Raw genomic sequence first — 15,918 nt, forward strand, 5'->3', positions numbered from 1 at the left:
TGCATCCTTGAGTCAGATCCACTCAAGTAGTCATGTTGGAGGAATCGAAATGGCACGTGCGGTCGGCATCGACCTGGGCACGACTAACTCCGTCGTCAGCGTTCTCGAAGGCGGCGAGCCCACCGTCATCACCAACGCAGAGGGCGCCAGGACCACGCCGTCCGTCGTCGCCTTCGCGAAGAACGGCGAGGTGCTGGTCGGCGAGGTCGCCAAGCGCCAGGCTGTGACCAACGTCGACAGGACCATCCGCTCCGTCAAGCGCCACATGGGCACGGACTGGAAGATCGACCTGGACGGCAAGAGCTTCAACCCGCAGCAGATGAGCGCCTTCATCCTGCAGAAGCTGAAGCGGGACGCCGAGTCCTACCTGGGCGAGAAGGTCACCGACGCGGTGATCACCGTCCCGGCGTACTTCAACGACTCCGAGCGTCAGGCGACCAAGGAGGCCGGCGAGATCGCGGGCCTGAACGTCCTGCGCATCGTCAACGAGCCGACCGCCGCCGCGCTGGCGTACGGGCTCGACAAGGACGACCAGACGATCCTCGTCTTCGACCTCGGTGGCGGCACCTTCGACGTGTCGCTCCTGGAGATCGGCGACGGCGTCGTCGAGGTGAAGGCCACCAACGGTGACAACCAGCTCGGTGGTGACGACTGGGACCAGCGCGTCGTCGACTACCTGGTGAAGCAGTTCGCCAACGGCCACGGCGTGGACCTGTCCAAGGACAAGATGGCTCTCCAGCGTCTCCGCGAGGCCGCGGAGAAGGCGAAGATCGAGCTGTCCTCCTCGACGGAGACCACGATCAACCTGCCGTACATCACGGCGTCGGCCGAGGGCCCGCTGCACCTGGACGAGAAGCTCACGCGCTCGCAGTTCCAGCAGCTCACCGCCGACCTCCTGGACCGCTGCAAGACGCCGTTCCACAACGTCGTCAAGGACGCGGGCATCCAGCTCTCCGAGATCGACCACGTCGTTCTCGTCGGTGGCTCCACCCGCATGCCGGCCGTCGCCGAGCTCGTCAAGGAGCTGACCGGCGGCCAGGAGGCCAACAAGAGCGTGAACCCGGACGAGGTCGTCGCCATCGGCGCCTCGCTCCAGGCCGGTGTCCTCAAGGGCGAGGTCAAGGACGTCCTGCTCCTCGACGTCACCCCGCTGTCCCTCGGTATCGAGACCAAGGGCGGCATCATGACCAAGCTCATCGAGCGCAACACCACGATCCCGACCAAGCGCTCCGAGATCTTCACGACGGCCGAGGACAACCAGCCGTCCGTGCAGATCCAGGTCTACCAGGGCGAGCGCGAGATCGCGGCGTACAACAAGAAGCTCGGGATGTTCGAGCTGACCGGTCTGCCGCCGGCCCCGCGCGGTGTCCCGCAGATCGAGGTCTCCTTCGACATCGACGCCAACGGCATCATGCACGTCACGGCCAAGGACCTCGGCACCGGCAAGGAGCAGAAGATGACCGTCACCGGCGGCTCCTCGCTGCCGAAGGACGAGGTCAACCGGATGCGCGAGGAGGCCGAGAAGTACGCGGAGGAGGACCACGCCCGCCGCGAGGCCGCCGAGTCGCGCAACCAGGGCGAGCAGCTCGTCTACCAGACGGAGAAGTTCCTCAAGGACAACGAGGACAAGGTCCCGGCCGACGTGAAGACGGAGGTGGAGACCGCCGTCACCGAGCTGAAGGAGAAGCTCAAGGGCGAGGACTCCGCCGAGATCCGCACGGCCACCGAGAAGGTCGCGGCCGTCTCCCAGAAGCTGGGCCAGGCGATGTACGCCAACGCCCAGGCCGAGGGCGGCCCGCAGGCCGACGCCCAGGCGGGTGCCGGCCAGGCCCAGGGTGACGCCCAGGACGACGTCGTGGACGCCGAGATCGTCGACGACGAGAAGGACTCCAAGGGCGGTGCGGCGTGACCGAGGAGACTCCGGGCTTCGAGGAGGAGCCCGACGTCCCCTCCGGCGCCACCTCTGACGAGGCCGAGTCGAAGGACGCCGCCCCCTCCGAGGAGGAGGCGGCGGCCCCGGCCGGGGACGCGAACGAGAAGACGGCCCTGACCGCCCAGCTGGACCAGGCGCGCACGGCGCTCAACGAGCGCACCGGCGACCTCCAGCGGCTCCAGGCCGAGTACCAGAACTACCGCCGCCGTGTGGAGCGGGACCGGGTCACGGTCAAGGAGCTCGCCTCCGCGAACCTCCTGTCCGAACTGCTGCCCGTGCTCGACGACATCGGCCGGGCCCGCGAGCACGGCGAGCTGGTGGGCGGGTTCAAGTCGGTGGCCGAATCGCTGGAGACGGTCGTCGCGAAGCTGGGCCTCCAGCAGTTCGGCAAGGAGGGCGAGCCCTTCGACCCGACGATCCACGAGGCCCTGATGCACAGCTATGCGCCGGACGTCACGGAGACGACCTGCGTGGCGATTCTGCAGCCCGGCTACCGGATCGGTGAGCGCACCATCCGGCCCGCCCGGGTCGCGGTCGCCGAGCCCCAGCCGGGGGCGGCCCCCGCGGCCGCGAAGGAAGAGAAGGCAGACGACGAGGAGAGCGGTGGCGGCGAGGAGGTCTGACATTCCGTCCGATCACCTGGCAGCACACCGCCCGGCCACCAGGACCTCCCGTCCGGCCGGTGCCGGGGCCCCGCGGCCCCGCGCCGTCCGGACGGGAGGTTCCCGGCCGGTCGTCCGGAAGGAGGGACGTCGATGAGTACGAAGGACTTCGTCGAGAAGGACTACTACAAGGTTCTCGGCGTCCCCAAGGACGCCACCGACGCCGAGGTCAAGAAGGCGTACCGGAAGCTCGCCCGCGAGTACCACCCGGACGCCAACAAGGGCGACGACAAGGCGGAGGAGCGCTTCAAGGAGATCTCCGAGGCGAATGACGTCCTCGGTGACCCGAAGAAGCGCAAGGAGTACGACGAGGCGCGCGCCCTCTTCGGCAACGGCGGCTTCCGGGCCGGGCCCGGCGGCGCCCAGGGCAACTTCAACTTCGACCTGGGGGACCTCTTCGGAGGCGCTCCGGGCGGCGGTCAGGGCGGCGCCGGCGGTTTCGGCGGCGGTCTGGGCGATGTGTTCGGCGGCCTGTTCAACCGCGGCGGCGGCGCTGGTACGCGGGTGCAGCCCAGGCGCGGCCAGGACATCGAGTCCGAGGTGACGCTGAGCTTCACCGAGGCGGTGGACGGGGCCACGGTCCCGCTCCGCATGTCCAGCCAGGCCCCCTGCAAGGCGTGCTCCGGCACCGGCGACAAGAACGGCACCCCCAGGGTCTGCCCGACCTGTGTCGGCACCGGGCAGGTCTCGCGCGGCAGCGGCGGCGGCTTCTCGCTCACCGACCCGTGCGTGGACTGCAAGGGCCGGGGCCTGATCGCCCAGGACCCCTGCGACGTCTGCAAGGGCAGCGGCCGCGCCCGGTCGTCGCGGACCATGCAGGTGCGCATTCCGGCCGGCGTCTCGGACGGGCAGCGCATCCGGCTGCGCGGCAAGGGCGCGCCGGGCGAGCGCGGCGGACCGGCCGGCGACCTGTACGTCGTCGTCCACGTCGACGCGCACCCGGTCTTCGGCCGCAAGGGCGACAACCTCACCGTCACGGTGCCCGTCACCTTCCCGGAGGCGGCCCTCGGCGGCGAGGTGAAGGTGCCGACCCTGGGCGGACCCCCCGTCACCCTGAAGCTGCCGGCCGGTACGCCGAATGGGCGTACGATGCGTGCCCGCGGCAAGGGTGCGGTCCGCAAGGACGGCACGCGGGGCGACCTCCTGGTCACCGTCGAGGTGGCCGTGCCCACCGACCTGGGCACCGAGGCCACGGACGCGCTGGAGGCGTACCGGAAGGCGACCGCGGGCCAGGACCCGCGGGCGGAGCTGTTCCAGGCGGCGAAGGGAGCTTGAGGTGGACGGCCGACGGCGTAATCCGTACGAACTGACCGACGAGTCCCCGGTGTACGTGATCTCGATCGCGGCCCAGCTCTCGGGCCTGCATCCGCAGACACTGCGCCAGTACGACCGCCTCGGCCTGGTCTCCCCGGACCGCACGGCCGGACGCGGCCGGCGCTACTCGGCCCGTGACATCGAGCTGCTGCGCACGGTGCAGCAGCTGTCGCAGGACGAGGGCATCAACCTCGCCGGCATCAAGCGCATCATCGAGCTGGAGAACCAGGTCGCGGCGCTCCAGCAGCGCGTCGCCGAACTCTCGGCGGCCGTGGACGGAGCCGCGGCGGCGATGCAGCAGCGCGAGGCCCAGGTGCACGCCTCGTACCGGCGCGACCTGGTGCCGTACCAGGACGTCCAGCAGACGAGCGCCCTGGTGGTCTGGCGCCCGAAGCGCCCCAAGGACTGACCCGCGCCCCGAGCGGCCCGTCGCACCCGGAATCCCGGGCGTGCCGGGCCGCTTCGCCGTGTGCGCAGGGGGAGGGGGGCTCCGGGGCCGGAGCGGTCAGGTGTCCTGGTCCAGGATTCCCGACCGGGCGATCAGGTAGCCGAGCTGGGCGCGGCTGTTGCTGCCGAGCGCGGCGGCGAGCTTGGCGACGTGGGCCCGGCAGGTGCGGACGTTCATGCCGAGGCGCCGGGCGATCGAGTCGTCCACGTGTCCCTCGACGAGCAGTTGGGCTATCGAGTGCTGCACCCCGCTGATGCCCAGGGGCGTCGGCTCGTACTTGATCTCCTCCCGCAGCGGGGATGCGCGGGTCCAGAGTTGTTCGAACACGTTGGCCAGGTACTCGACGAGTCCGGGGTGCCGCAGTTCGAGGGCGACCTTGCGGTCGTCCTGGGCGGGTATGAAGGCCACCGTCCGGTCGAACACGATCAGCCGCTCGATGAGTTCCTCGAGTGTCCGGATCTCCACGTTGTCGTCGGCCATGCGCTCGGCGTACGCGAGCGTGCTGGGGCTGTGCCGCACGGTGTGCTGGTAGAGGGTGCGGATGCGAACGCCCCGCTGCACCACGGACAGGCCGCGGTCCAGCGACTTGCTGAGCCGGTCCTCGGTGCGTCCGCCGCCGGGCTGGACGGTGAGGACCTCGGTGTGGCACTCCGCCGTGGCCTGGTCGAGCGCGGCGTTGATCCGGTTGTCGCCCTCCAGGACGGTGATCGCGTGGGTGACCGGAGGGCCCTGGGTGCTGATGTCCATGAATGGCTCGAACGATTCGGTCAGTTGGACCGAGTGTCTGCGCCGTTCCAGGATTTCCCGCTCCAGGGGCTGCAGATGCTGGGCGAGCGCGACCGAAGGGGGGACTGGGCGAAGCCATGTCTGGTCGTCGGGGTCGGGATGCAGCAGGGCGAAATCGATGAGGCACGGCGCGGGTTCGATGTCGGCCCGCGCTATGCGTCCCACTCGCAACGCACTGGCGTAAAGACGTGCCCCGTCCTGACAAAGTTCGGTGATCCCATGAGGATGTGCCGGTTTTGCGCCGATTGTGGCCATATCTTCACCCCCCAGGTTCCTGAACATACAGGAACATGATGCATCTCCTCAGTGGTGCTTGTGTGCCCCCGTAAGCCATCGTCTTTGGTGCGGGGGAGATGAATCCACAAGTGAGGACGAAGCCGACTATGTATAAGCGAATGCTTCGCTCGGCGCTTGCCGCCTCGTTCGTTGCGGCCCTGGGTGTGGGGCTGTTGGGCGGCAGCGGCTTCGGGCAGGGCAGCACGGGAGCTGCCGCCGCCGGTGACATTGGCTGGGTCGCCCCGAAGGCGGCCGCGGACATCGGCTGGATCGCCCCCAAGGCGGCCGCGGACATCGGCTGGATTGCCCCCACTGCCAAGTCGGACATCGGTTGGGCGGTCGCGCCGGCCGGTTCCGCCACGGTCGCATGACCACCCCGCCGGACGACCGGACCTTCCGGCGTGAGATGGCGACCGCCTACCGGTCAGGGTGGCATTTCATCGACCTCGTCACGGCCCTGCCCCACCGTGGTGACTCGTTGATGGTCACCCTGTTCGGCGACCCGGTCGTCGTCGCCCGCGAGGACGACGGAGAGGTCCGCGCCTACCGTTGCCTCCGCAAGCCGCGGGGTGCGCCGCAGCCGGTGCGCTGCGCCATCCGCTACGACATGATCTTTGTGAATCTCGCGCAGCGTGACCACCAGCTGTTCGAACAAGAAGCCATTTCCGCCACCCCCCGCAGTGCCTGAGCGATCCCCCGTCGTTCCACGTCGCTCAGACACTTCCCCCACACAACGGCGCCACCGTGACCTGAACACGGTGGCGCCGTTGTGCTGTTCCGGTACGGACGGGCGTCCGGGAGGCCCGCTCAGGCGCGGCCGAGCGCCCGGTCCAGGGTGATCTCGATGACGACCCGGTCCGGATTGGGCGAGGGCACCCGGTCGTACCGCTCGGTGTGCCGGCGTACGGCCTCCGCGACCCGTTCCGGGTCCGTGCTGATCCGGGCCACGCCCTCCAGCGTCGCCCAGCGGCGCCGGTTCACCTGGCAGGCCGCGACGCGGGCGCCGTCCGGTCCCGCGGCCAGGATGTTGGCGACCTTCCGGCTGCGCTTGTTGGTGATCACGCGGGCGAGGCCGGCCTCGGGGTCGTACGTCACGCAGACCGGGACCACGTGCGGGGTGCCGTCGGGGCGGGTCGTGGTGAGCGTGCACACGTGGTTCTCCCGCCAGAAGGCGAGGTACTCGGGCTCGGGCTGGTGTACGTCGACTGCCATGGGCCCAGCGTAGGCGGGGTGCGGCCGGCTGCGGTGGCGGGTGCCGGTGGCGACCGGTTCACTCGGAGGAGGGGCGGAACGCGATTCCGCCTTGAGCTGAGGAGACTCAACTTCGGCCCGCAACGGGGGTCCGAAACAGCCTTGAGTGGAATAGACTCAACTTTGTGCACGTTGTTCGTGTCAGTAGTTGAGTACGGACCCGCCAACGCAAGGAGGAGACAGCGCACGTGGACGCCGAGCTGACCAACAGGAGCCGGGACGCCATCAACGCGGCCACCAGCCGGGCCGTGAAGGACGGACACCCGGACCTCACCCCGGGGCATCTGCTGCTCGCGCTGCTCGCGGGTGAGGACAACGAGAACCTCATCGATCTGCTGGCCGCCGTCGAGGCCGACCAGATCGCCGTACGCACCGAGACGGAACGGCTCCTCGCCGCGCAGCCCAGCGTGACCGGGTCCACCGTCGCCCCGCCCCAGCCCAACCGCGAACTGCTCGCCGTCATCGCGGACGCCGCGCAGCGCGCCAAGGACCTGGGCGACGACTACGTCTCCACCGAGCACCTGCTGATCGGGATCGCCGCGAAGGGCGGCCGCGCCGGTGAGATCCTCGACGGGCAGGGGGCCAGTGCGAAGAAGCTGCTGGACGCGTTCGAGAAGAGCAGGGGAGGACGCCGGGTGACCACTCCGGACCCGGAGGGCCAGTACAAGGCGCTGGAGAAGTTCGGCACGGACTTCACCGCCGCCGCCCGCGAGGGCAAGCTCGACCCGGTCATCGGCCGGGACCAGGAGATCCGCCGCGTCGTCCAGGTGCTCTCCCGGCGCACCAAGAACAACCCGGTGCTCATCGGCGAGCCCGGCGTCGGCAAGACCGCCGTCGTCGAGGGCCTCGCGCAGCGCATCGTCAAGGGCGACGTGCCCGAGTCCCTCAAGGACAAGCGGCTCGTCTCGCTGGACCTGGGCGCGATGGTCGCGGGCGCGAAGTACCGCGGCGAGTTCGAGGAGCGCCTGAAGACCGTCCTCTCCGAGATCAAGGAGAGCGACGGCCAGATCATCACGTTCATCGACGAGCTGCACACCGTCGTGGGCGCGGGTGCCGGCGGCGACTCCGCGATGGACGCGGGCAACATGCTCAAGCCGATGCTGGCCCGCGGCGAACTGCGGATGGTCGGCGCCACCACGCTGGACGAGTACCGCGAGCGGATCGAGAAGGACCCCGCCCTGGAGCGCCGCTTCCAGCAGGTGCTCGTGGCGGAGCCGTCCGTCGAGGACACCATCGCGATCCTGCGCGGACTCAAGGGCCGTTACGAGGCGCACCACAAGGTGCAGATCGCGGACGCCTCCCTGGTCGCCGCCGCCACCCTGTCCGACCGGTACATCACCTCCCGGTTCCTGCCGGACAAGGCGATCGACCTGGTGGACGAGGCGGCCTCCCGGCTGCGCATGGAGATCGACTCCTCACCCGTCGAGATCGACGAACTCCAGCGCTCCGTGGACCGGCTGCACATGGAGGAGCTGGCCCTCCGGAACGAGACCGACCCCGCCTCCAAGCAGCGCCTGGAGAAGCTGCGCCGCGACCTCGCCGACAAGGAGGAGGAGCTGCGCGGCCTCAACGCCCGCTGGGAGAAGGAGAAGCAGGGCCTCAACCGCGTCGGTGAGCTGAAGGAGCGCCTGGACGAGCTGCGCGGCCAGGCCGAGCGCGCCCAGCGCGACGGCGACTTCGACACCGCCTCCAAGCTGCTGTACGGGGAGATCCCCGGCCTGGAGCGCGAGCTGGCCGAGGCTGACGAGGCCGAGCAGGAGGCCGCCCGCGAGCCCAAGGAGACCCTGGTCAAGGAGGAGGTCGGGCCGGACGACATCGCCGACGTGGTGGGCGCCTGGACCGGCATCCCGGCCGGCCGCCTCCTGGAGGGCGAGACCCAGAAGCTGCTCCGCATGGAGTCCGAGCTGGGCAAGCGCCTGATCGGCCAGACCGAGGCCGTGCAGGCCGTCTCGGACGCGGTGCGCCGCACCCGGGCCGGCATCGCCGACCCCGACCGCCCCACCGGCTCGTTCCTCTTCCTCGGGCCGACCGGTGTCGGCAAGACGGAGCTGGCGAAGGCGTTGGCGGACTTCCTCTTCGACGACGAGCGGGCCATGGTCCGCATCGACATGAGCGAGTACAGCGAGAAGCACAGCGTCGCCCGCCTGGTCGGCGCCCCGCCCGGCTACGTCGGCTACGAGGAGGGCGGCCAGCTCACGGAGGCGGTCCGCCGCCGCCCGTACACCGTCGTCCTGCTGGACGAGGTCGAGAAGGCCCACCCCGAGGTCTTCGACATCCTGCTCCAGGTCCTGGACGACGGCCGGCTCACGGACGGGCAGGGCCGGACGGTCGACTTCCGGAACACCATCCTGATCCTGACCTCCAACCTCGGCAGCCAGTTCCTCACCGACCCCCTCGCCAAGCCGGAGGAGAAGAAGCGGCAGGTCCTGGAGGTCGTGCGGGCCTCCTTCAAGCCGGAGTTCCTCAACCGGCTGGACGACCTGGTGGTCTTCTCCGCCCTGTCCGGCGACGAACTGGCGCACATCGCGGGCCTCCAGATCGACCGGCTCGCCAAGCGCCTGGCCGACCGCAGGCTCACCCTGGACGTCACGCCGGAGGCCCTGGCCTGGCTGGCGGAGGAGGGCAACGACCCGGCGTACGGCGCCCGGCCGCTGCGCCGCCTGATCCAGACGGCGATCGGCGACCGGCTGGCGAAGGAGATCCTGGCCGGTGAGGTCCAGGACGGCGACACGGTCCGCGTGGACCGGGCCGAGGACGGCCTGATCGTCGGCGCGGCGACCTGAGAACGGCCTTGCGCGCGGGTGAATATGACATCCGGGAGCCCGGTGTCATATTCACCCGCAGGCCATTCTCGAGCATCGGTATCGCGCCAAACGTGCGGTCCGGCACTCGGTGCCAGAACCCTCGCCCGGAAGCGGTTGCGGCCCCTGCGCACCGCCTCTGGCAAGGGAGTTCGGGAGGCGCGGCCCGTTCGCCAGGACCCGGCCGGGCACGTAAACAGGACACCTCACTTCACCTGCGGCAACCCTCCTGCGACGGGGGTTAGAAGTCGGAAAGACTGGCCGGTAGCGTGCCCGCATGAACGAGCGGATAGGCGACGAGATAAACGACGGGCCCAAGAAGCCCGGCTCTGACAGTCTCTTTCAGCTCGGTGAATTCCGTACCCTTTGGGCCGCTTATGCTCAGTCGATCCTGGGCGACCAGCTGGCCCGCGTGGCGTTGTCGTTGCTCGTTTTCGAGCGCACGGAATCACCGGGATGGACCGCGGCCACCTATGCCCTGACCACGCTGCCGGCCCTGGTGTCCGGGGTGCTGCTCTCCGGCCTCGCGGACCGGTTCCCCCGGCGCACGGTCATGGTGAGCTGCGACCTGACCCGGATGGTGCTGGTCGGGCTGATGGCGCTGCCGGGGATGCCGCTGCCGCTCCTCGCCGGACTGCTGGTGCTGGCGCAACTGGCCGAGGCGCCGTTCGGCGCCGCCCAGGGCGCCATGCTGCCCACCGTGCTCGGCGTCGCACGCTACGAGCGGGGCCAGCGGATCATGCAGATCACCCACCAGGTCGGGCAGCTGGTCGGCTTCGCCGGGGGCGGGCTGCTCGCCGCCTGGCTGGGCAGCAACCGCTCGCTGGCGGTGAACGCGGCGACCTTCCTGCTCTCCGCGGCGCTCATCCGGTTCGGGGTGAAGGCCCGCCCGGTGACGAGCGACGAGGCCCGCACGGCGAAGCTCGGCGCCCGCGTCGGCGACGCCGCCGCCCTCATCTGGTCGGACCGCAGACTCCGCTCGCTGCTCCTGCTGGGCTGGCTCGCGGGCTTCATCGTCCTGCCGGAGGGGCTGGCCGCCCCGTTCGCGGACGAGGCCGGCGGCGGGGCGTACACGGTGGGGCTGCTGCTCGCCTCGCACCCGGCGGGCATGGTGCTGGGGGCGGCCCTGCTGGGGCGGTCGGAGGTGGGCGACGAGACCCGGCGCCGGCTGCTCGGCCCGCTGGCAGTCGCCGCGAATGTGCCGCTGGTCGCCTACCTGCTCGATCCCAGCGCGGAAGTGGCGATGCTGCTGCTGCTCCTCGCCGGGGTCTGCTCGGCGTACCAGATCACCGCCGGGGCCACCTTCGTCCTGCTGACCCCGGCCGACCGGCGGGGCCAGGCCCTGGGGCTCGCCCGGTCCGGGATGATCGCCATGCAGGGCGTCGGCGTGGCCTCCGGGGGCGCCATCACCGAGCTGACCGGGTCATCGGCGAACACCATCGGGGCCTCCGGGCTGCTCGGGGTGGGCTGCGCCGTGCTGGCCGCCGGGGCCTGGGCACGGGCCCGGGGCACCGGAGCCGAGATGCTTCCCGGAAAGGCGTAGGCCCGGGCGGTCTACGCCTCGGCGGCCAAACGCGGCTAGGGTCGTCGGCAGGAAACCACGAGATCCACAGGAGTACCAGCGATGTCTATCGACCCGTCCTCGATTCCCAACTTCGGGGCCCAGCCCGGACCGCCGGCGGCAGGACCTACGGGCCCCGTCGTCCCCGACCAGGACCTCGTCAAGCAGCTGCTGGACCAGATGGAGCTGAAGTACGTCGTCGACGACGAGGGCGACCTCGCCGCGCCGTGGGAGGAATTCCGCACGTACTTCATGTTCCGCGGCGAGGGCGAGCAGCAGGTCTTCTCGGTCCGCACGTTCTACGACCGCCCGCACGACACGGATCTGCGTCCGGTCCTGCTCGACGCGATCGACGACTGGAACCGCCGCACCCTGTGGCCCAAGGTCTACACGCACACCCACGAGCCCGAGGAGGGCTCGGAGGAGACCGGTCCGTCGGTCCGGCTGATCGGTGAGGCGCAGATGCTCATCGGCACCGGCGTCTCCCTGGAGCACTTCGTCTCCTCGACGGTCAGCTGGGTGCGCGCCTCCATCGAGTTCGACAAGTGGCTGCTGGAGCGCCTGGGCCTGACACCGGCCGAGGAGAAGGCCGCTGAGGGCGCCGAGGGCACGGAGCAGGCCTGACGCCGCAGGTATGACGAGAGGCCCGGCGCGGGGAGCCCCGCGCCGGGCCTCGTCGTGTGTCAGAGCCGCTTGAGCCGGGCGACGGCGTCACCGAGCACGTCAGTCCGCTTGCAGAAGGCGAAGCGGACGAAGGGCGCGCCCTGCTCCCGGTGGTCGTAGAACACGGCGTTGGGGACGGCCACCACCCCGCACCGTTCCGGCAGCGCCCGGCAGAAGGCGATGCCGTCACCGGACGAGTCGAGCGGGCGGATGTCGGTGGTGACGAAGTACGTGCCGGCCGGGCGGTACACCGCGAAACCGGCCTCCGCGAGCCCCGCGCACAGCAGGTCCCGCTTGGCGCGCAGGTCCTCCCGCAGCTCCTCGTAGAAGCGGTCCGGCAGCCGCAGCGCCTCGGCGACGGCGTACTGGAGGGGGCCGCCGGAGACGTAGGTCAGGAACTGCTTCGCGGAGCGGACGGCCGTGACCAGCTCGGGGCTGCCGGTGACCCAGCCGATCTTCCAGCCGGTGTACGAGAAGGTCTTGCCGGCGGACGAGATGGTGAGGGTGCGCTCGCGCATGCCGGGGAAGCCCGCGAGCGGCAGGTGCTCGCCCTCGAAGACCAGGTGCTCGTAGACCTCGTCCGTGACGACGAGCAGGTCGTGCTCGCACGCCAGGTCGGCGATCGCGGCCAGCTCCTCCCGGCTGAGTACGGTGCCGGTGGGGTTGTGCGGGGTGTTGATCAGCAGCAGCCGGGTACGGCGCGTGACCGCCGCGCGCAGTTCGTCCAGGTCCAGCCGGTAGACGCCGCCGGAGGGGTCGGGACGCAGGGTGACGGGTACGCGCGTGGCGCCCGCCATGGCGATGCAGGCCGCGTACGAGTCGTAGTACGGCTCCAGCGCGATGACCTCGTCGCCGGGCTCCAGGAGCGCCAGGAGCGAGGCGGCGACGGCCTCGGTGGCGCCGGTGGTGACCAGGACCTCGCTGTCGGGGTCGTACGCCAGGCCGTAGCGCCGCTGCTGGTGGTCGGTGATCGCGGTACGCAGTTCGGGGACACCGGGGCCCGGCGGGTACTGGTTCCCCCGGCCGGCGCGCAGGGCGCGGGCCGCGGCCTCGCGGATCTCCCCGGGGCCGTCGGTGTCCGGGAAGCCCTGGCCCAGGTTGATGGCTCCGGTACGGACGGCCAGCGCGGACATCTCCGCGAAGATCGTCGTGCCGAACTCGGTGAGGCGGCGGTTGAGCAGCGGTCGTCCGTGTGTCATGGCCGCCATCCTGCGCGCAAGCTCTGGACTTGCTCAAGTCTGCTTTGGCGGTGCGCGGGCCCGGGCATCTCCCCCTCACGCCGGAACGGGCGCGGAGCGGGGGGCCTCGCTTCGGGGGACGGAAGGACGTGAGGTCATGGGCGGTGTGCTGGTCGGGGTGATTCTGGTCGTACTGGTCGTGGTGCTCGTCGCGATGCTGGCGGGGGCCGGCGGACGGGGGCGTGCGCCCGCGCGCAGCAGGAGGCGCGGTACGGCGGGCGGCTCGGCGGCCGGGGGCAGCTGGTGGGCCGGCGGCGGCGGCGACGGGGGTTCGTCGTGCGGGGGCGGCGGCCATTCCGGTGGCGGGCATTCCTGGGGCGGCCACTCCTGCGGCGGGGGCTCCTCGTGCGGCGGCGGGTCCTCCTGCGGCGGCGGGGGCGGATGCGGCGGAGGCAGCTGACACGGGGCAGTTGGTCCGCGAGTGACCCGGCGGGACAGTGGCGCGTGCGCCAAGTCCCGCCGGGTTCCGTTTTGTTGAGGTCTCCGGCGGGTCTTCGGTGAACACCTGAGCGGACGGCCCCCCGAGGGGGCTGGAAACGCCGCCAAGTTGGGCAAAAACGCTGTGGGTGCGCCGTGGTTCGTGATTCCCTCGGTGGAGAGAACATTCAGCCCTCGGACCCCAGTTGGACCTGATCGGGCGCTTCCCACCTCCCACGCGCACCACGCGGGGGCGTCCCCTGTCCATGTGTCCATGCGTGTTTGCGGAGCCGATCCATGCTCACGACCCTTCATACCGCCTATTCCGATACGCGGGCCGCCGACCTGGCCTGGGCGCTGGGGCGCGAACCGCTCCCCGCCCTGGCCGTCCTCGACCTCGAACTCGCCGGTGCGACGATGCAGTTGCGGCTGCTCGGCGCCTCCCACCAGGTCCTCCTGGAGGAGGAGCGCGGCAGCTGTTCCGAGACCGTCGCCTGTATCCCCGGCAGCAGCACCCCGCTGCCGCTGGGCGTCGCCAAGCGGATCGGTGACTGGGAGTACGAGTTCGCGGCGCGCGTCGAGACGCTGGGCGCCGGCTCGTTCGCCGGCCGGGCCCAGGAGCTGCTCGCTCTCGTGGCCGACCACCCGCACGGCCTGGCCGGTACGTTCCCGGGCAGCCCGCACGCCTTCACAGCCATGCTCGCCCAGTGCACCGAGGGCCAGGTGCGGTGGCGGACCTGGCACGCCTACCCGCAGGAGGGCCGCCTCGTCGTGACGCGCACGCGGGTGGGCGTGCGGATGCCGGCGGCGGCGCTGTGACGTCTGCCGACTGCGCCTCGGGTGCGCCGCTTGCACCCTTGTGGGTGACGTGGTGTAAGCGGTGAGTCACGTAGCGTTCGCCGCATGATCGACCAGCAGGTGTCGCTGCGAGGGGGCGCGGCGCGGCTACCCGTCCGACCGCGGACCGGTCGCTATCTCGTGCTGGCCGCCGTCTTCGTCTGCGCCGCCTGTGGACTGGTGTACGAGCTGGAGCTCGTCGCGCTGGCCTCCTACCTGATCGGCGACTCGGTCACCCAGGCGTCCGTCGTGCTCTCGGTGATGGTGTTCGCGATGGGGATCGGCTCCCTGCTCGCGAAACGTTTGCGCGGCCGGGCCGCGGTGGGCTTCGGGCTGATCGAGGCGGCGCTCGCCCTGGTGGGGGGCTTCTCGGCGCTGGTGCTCTACGCGTCGTTCGCCTGGTTCGGCGAGTCGCAGTACACGCTGGTCGGGTTCTCGCTGACCATCGGCATCCTGATCGGTGCCGAGATCCCGCTGCTGATGACGCTGATCCAGCGGGTGGACCGGCAGGACGCGGACGGGGCCGTCGCCGATCTCTTCGCCGCGGACTACGTGGGGGCGCTCGTCGGCGGCCTGGCCTTCCCGTTCCTGCTGCTGCCGATGCTCGGCCAGCTCACCGGGGCCCTGCTGACCGGCGCGGTGAACGCGGCGGCGGGCGGGGCGCTCGTGCTGTGGGTGTTCCGGCGGGACGTGCCGCGCCGCGCGCGGTGGCTGCTGATCGCCGCCAACGTGACGGTGATCGCCGTGCTGGCGGCGGCGGCCGTGCTGGCCGACGACTTCGAGCGGGCGGCGCGGCGCGCGGTCTTCGGGGACCAGGTCCGGGTCGCCGTGCGGACGGACGTGCAGGAGGTCGTGCTGACCGGGGCGGGCCGCGGCTCCCTGGACCTCTATCTGGACGGGCGGCTGCGGGTCAGCTCCCGCGACGAGTACCGCTACCACGAGGCGCTGGTGCACCCGGCGATGAACGGGGCGCACGCCAGGGTGCTGATCCTGGGCGGCGGCGACGGGCTGGCCGCCCGGGAGGTGCTGCGCTACCCGGACGTGCGGAGCGTGACCCTCGTGGAGCTGGACCCGGCCGTCACCCGACTGGCCCGTACGGACCACGCGCTCTCCGCCCTGAACGACCACGCGCTGGACGACCCCCGCGTGACGACGGTGACCGCGGACGCCTTCAACTGGCTGCGGGCCGCCCGCGGCCGCTACGACGTGGTGGTCTCCGACCTGCCCGACCCCGGGATCTCCGCCGGCACCAAGCTCTACTCGGCGGAGTTCTACGGCCTGGTCGCCGAGGCCCTCGCGCCGGACGGGCGGCTGGTGGTGCACGCGGGTCCGCCCAGGGGCCGGCCGCACACGTTCTGGACGGTCGACGCGTCGATCCGGGCGGCCGGGCTGCATCCGCGCCCCTATCGGATCAGCGGGCGCATCTCGGGCTTCGCGGTGCGCACCGGCCGGGCGAAGGACGACTCGGGCGGGGACCGCGGCTGGGGGTTCCTGCTGGCCGGGGCGGCGGCCAGGCCCACCCTCGGCCTGGACCCGGACGGGCCGGCGCTGCGTTCGCTGACCGTGCCGGGGCTGCTGGACGCGGGGCGCCGGGCGGAGACGGGCCGGCCGCCCGGGCTCGCCCCGTCCACGCTGGTGCACCCCCGCTACTGGGAGGAGCGGTGAGGTGCGGTGCGGGATGCTCCGGGGGGCGGCCGGGGTGCGGTGCGGGTGCGGGATGCTCCGGGGGGA

The 15,918-nt window shown here is 71.2% G+C and carries 15 protein-coding genes; 12 read left to right on the forward strand and 3 right to left on the reverse strand.

Annotated features, from left to right (window positions below):
* Positions 1-49: 49 nt before the first annotated feature.
* The 4 genes from dnaK to MHW47_RS04725 all read left to right on the forward strand — a co-directional run bounded on the left by dnaK (position 50) and on the right by MHW47_RS04725 (position 4,318).
* Positions 50-1,909, forward strand: coding sequence for a molecular chaperone DnaK (dnaK, locus tag MHW47_RS04710; RefSeq protein ID WP_239221337.1), 1,860 nt, complete (start codon positions 50-52; stop codon positions 1,907-1,909).
* Entirely contained in the window at positions 1,906-2,556 is a 651-nt protein-coding gene (gene grpE, locus MHW47_RS04715; protein WP_239221338.1) for a nucleotide exchange factor GrpE, read from the forward strand. Before dnaK ends, grpE begins: the two co-directional genes overlap by 4 nt.
* A 132-nt stretch (positions 2,557-2,688) precedes the next feature.
* Complete coding sequence (dnaJ, locus tag MHW47_RS04720; protein ID WP_239221339.1) at positions 2,689-3,870, forward strand: molecular chaperone DnaJ; 1,182 nt, start codon at positions 2,689-2,691, stop codon at positions 3,868-3,870.
* A gap of 1 nt (position 3,871) precedes the next feature.
* The gene (locus tag MHW47_RS04725; protein WP_018522258.1) at positions 3,872-4,318 is read left to right on the forward strand and encodes a heat shock protein transcriptional repressor HspR; all 447 of its coding nucleotides are present in this window, start codon (positions 3,872-3,874) and stop codon (positions 4,316-4,318) included.
* A 96-nt stretch (positions 4,319-4,414) separates the two neighbouring features.
* Here the strand turns inward: MHW47_RS04725 and MHW47_RS04730 are convergent, their stop codons facing one another.
* A complete protein-coding gene (locus MHW47_RS04730; protein WP_239221340.1) occupies positions 4,415-5,425 on the reverse strand; it encodes a helix-turn-helix transcriptional regulator in 1,011 nt (336 codons plus the stop codon).
* A 101-nt stretch (positions 5,426-5,526) separates the two neighbouring features.
* Here MHW47_RS04730 and MHW47_RS04735 point away from each other — a divergent pair, with 101 nt between their 5' ends.
* Positions 5,527-5,790, forward strand: a complete 264-nt coding sequence (locus MHW47_RS04735; protein WP_239221341.1) for a hypothetical protein — start codon at positions 5,527-5,529, stop codon at positions 5,788-5,790.
* On the forward strand, positions 5,787-6,107 hold the full coding sequence (locus MHW47_RS04740; protein ID WP_239221342.1) for a (2Fe-2S)-binding protein: 321 nt from the start codon (positions 5,787-5,789) through the stop codon (positions 6,105-6,107). Before MHW47_RS04735 ends, MHW47_RS04740 begins: the two co-directional genes overlap by 4 nt.
* A gap of 119 nt (positions 6,108-6,226) precedes the next feature.
* On the opposite strand, the gene MHW47_RS04745 is transcribed toward MHW47_RS04740, so the two are convergent.
* Positions 6,227-6,631, reverse strand: a complete 405-nt coding sequence (locus MHW47_RS04745) for a pyridoxamine 5'-phosphate oxidase family protein (protein WP_239221343.1) — start codon at positions 6,629-6,631, stop codon at positions 6,227-6,229.
* A gap of 227 nt (positions 6,632-6,858) precedes the next feature.
* Here MHW47_RS04745 and clpB point away from each other — a divergent pair, with 227 nt between their 5' ends.
* The 3 genes from clpB to MHW47_RS04760 all read left to right on the forward strand — a co-directional run bounded on the left by clpB (position 6,859) and on the right by MHW47_RS04760 (position 11,656).
* Positions 6,859-9,453 (forward strand): ATP-dependent chaperone ClpB, encoded by a 2,595-nt coding sequence (clpB, locus tag MHW47_RS04750; RefSeq protein WP_239221344.1) that lies wholly within the window; start codon positions 6,859-6,861, stop codon positions 9,451-9,453.
* Between the two features lie 295 nt (positions 9,454-9,748).
* Positions 9,749-11,014, forward strand: coding sequence for an MFS transporter (locus MHW47_RS04755; RefSeq protein WP_239221345.1), 1,266 nt, complete (start codon positions 9,749-9,751; stop codon positions 11,012-11,014).
* An 81-nt stretch (positions 11,015-11,095) separates the two neighbouring features.
* Positions 11,096-11,656, forward strand: coding sequence for a YbjN domain-containing protein (locus MHW47_RS04760; RefSeq protein ID WP_239221346.1), 561 nt, complete (start codon positions 11,096-11,098; stop codon positions 11,654-11,656).
* A gap of 59 nt (positions 11,657-11,715) precedes the next feature.
* Here MHW47_RS04760 and MHW47_RS04765 read toward each other — a convergent pair whose 3' ends face one another.
* Positions 11,716-12,894 carry a pyridoxal phosphate-dependent aminotransferase gene (locus MHW47_RS04765; RefSeq protein ID WP_239221347.1) on the reverse strand — a complete coding sequence of 393 codons (1,179 nt, stop codon included), beginning with the start codon at positions 12,892-12,894 and terminating at the stop codon, positions 11,716-11,718.
* A gap of 136 nt (positions 12,895-13,030) precedes the next feature.
* On the opposite strand from MHW47_RS04765, the gene MHW47_RS04770 reads away from it, so the two are divergent.
* From MHW47_RS04770 to MHW47_RS04780, 3 genes are all read left to right on the forward strand, one after another.
* Positions 13,031-13,333 (forward strand): hypothetical protein, encoded by a 303-nt coding sequence (locus MHW47_RS04770; RefSeq protein WP_239221372.1) that lies wholly within the window; start codon positions 13,031-13,033, stop codon positions 13,331-13,333.
* Between the two features lie 314 nt (positions 13,334-13,647).
* The gene (locus MHW47_RS04775) at positions 13,648-14,169 is read left to right on the forward strand and encodes a DUF2617 family protein (protein WP_239221348.1); all 522 of its coding nucleotides are present in this window, start codon (positions 13,648-13,650) and stop codon (positions 14,167-14,169) included.
* Between the two features lie 84 nt (positions 14,170-14,253).
* Positions 14,254-15,852 (forward strand): polyamine aminopropyltransferase, encoded by a 1,599-nt coding sequence (locus MHW47_RS04780; RefSeq protein WP_239221349.1) that lies wholly within the window; start codon positions 14,254-14,256, stop codon positions 15,850-15,852.
* The last annotated feature ends 66 nt before the right edge of the window (positions 15,853-15,918 follow it).

Source organism: Streptomyces sp. OfavH-34-F (genome assembly GCF_022347745.1).
Classification (GTDB): domain Bacteria; phylum Actinomycetota; class Actinomycetes; order Streptomycetales; family Streptomycetaceae; genus Streptomyces.

Coding starts and splice junctions, on each gene's coding strand:
- dnaK (WP_239221337.1), top strand. CDS start 50: ATGGCACGTGCGGTCGGCATCGACCTGGGCACGACTAACTCCGTCGTC.
- dnaJ (WP_239221339.1), top strand. CDS start 2,689: ATGAGTACGAAGGACTTCGTCGAGAAGGACTACTACAAGGTTCTCGGC.
- MHW47_RS04730 (WP_239221340.1), bottom strand. CDS start 5,425: ATGTTCAGGAACCTGGGGGGTGAAGATATGGCCACAATCGGCGCAAAA.
- MHW47_RS04735 (WP_239221341.1), top strand. CDS start 5,527: ATGTATAAGCGAATGCTTCGCTCGGCGCTTGCCGCCTCGTTCGTTGCG.
- MHW47_RS04740 (WP_239221342.1), top strand. CDS start 5,787: ATGACCACCCCGCCGGACGACCGGACCTTCCGGCGTGAGATGGCGACC.
- MHW47_RS04745 (WP_239221343.1), bottom strand. CDS start 6,631: ATGGCAGTCGACGTACACCAGCCCGAGCCCGAGTACCTCGCCTTCTGG.
- MHW47_RS04755 (WP_239221345.1), top strand. CDS start 9,749: ATGAACGAGCGGATAGGCGACGAGATAAACGACGGGCCCAAGAAGCCC.
- MHW47_RS04760 (WP_239221346.1), top strand. CDS start 11,096: ATGTCTATCGACCCGTCCTCGATTCCCAACTTCGGGGCCCAGCCCGGA.
- MHW47_RS04765 (WP_239221347.1), bottom strand. CDS start 12,894: ATGACACACGGACGACCGCTGCTCAACCGCCGCCTCACCGAGTTCGGC.
- MHW47_RS04770 (WP_239221372.1), top strand. CDS start 13,031: ATGGGCGGTGTGCTGGTCGGGGTGATTCTGGTCGTACTGGTCGTGGTG.
- MHW47_RS04775 (WP_239221348.1), top strand. CDS start 13,648: ATGCTCACGACCCTTCATACCGCCTATTCCGATACGCGGGCCGCCGAC.
- MHW47_RS04780 (WP_239221349.1), top strand. CDS start 14,254: ATGATCGACCAGCAGGTGTCGCTGCGAGGGGGCGCGGCGCGGCTACCC.